Here is a 771-nt window from a genome sequence, read left to right on the forward strand (position 1 = left end):
CTACTCTTACGCTTTAGCGCGTAGGGCCATGTGTACAAGGAAATTAACAATGAAACGTATTCCAGAACCTTTTCGTATCAAAATGGTTGAGCCAATCAAAATGACCACGTTGGCTGACCGAGAAATCGCTCTCAAAGAAGCGGGTTACAACCCATTTTTATTGCGCAGTGATGACGTGTATATCGATTTGCTTACCGATTCCGGCACAGGTGCCATGAGCGATAACCAGTGGGCTGGCATTATGTTGGGGGATGAGTCTTACGCGGGTAGTCGTAACTACTACAACTTATGCAGCGCAGTGGAGCATTTCTTCGGCTACAAACTGACGGTGCCTGCACACCAAGGCCGAGGGGCGGAGCAGATATTGTTCCCTGCTCTGATTGAACGTATGCGCCAAGTACGTGGCGGTGAAACGCCGGTGTTCATCTCGAACTATCACTTTGATACCACTGCGGGGCATATTGAGCTCAACGGCGGTAAGGCTATCAACGTTGTGACGGAAGAAGCGTTCGATACCACGACGCCTTACGATTGGAAAGGTAACTTCGACCTCAACAAACTGGTAGAAACGATTGAAGAGCATGGCTCGAAGAACATCTGTGCCATCATCACGACAGTGACGTGTAACAGCTCGGGTGGCCAACCGGTATCGATGGAAAACATGCGCAGCGTGTACGAAATTGCCACCAAATACGATATCCCAGTGGTGATTGACTCGGCTCGCTATTGTGAGAATGCTTATTTCATCAAACAGCGTGAAGAAGGCTACGC

The 771-nt window shown here is 49.2% G+C and carries 1 protein-coding gene; it reads left to right on the forward strand.

Going from position 1 to position 771, the window contains the following annotated elements; genetic code table 11:
* Positions 1–49 precede the first annotated feature (49 nt).
* Positions 50–771: tryptophanase (locus R8O11_RS26960; RefSeq protein WP_318194842.1), on the forward strand; the 722-nt coding region annotated here is incomplete at its 3' end.

This window comes from Vibrio sp. 1288 (genome assembly GCF_033344475.1).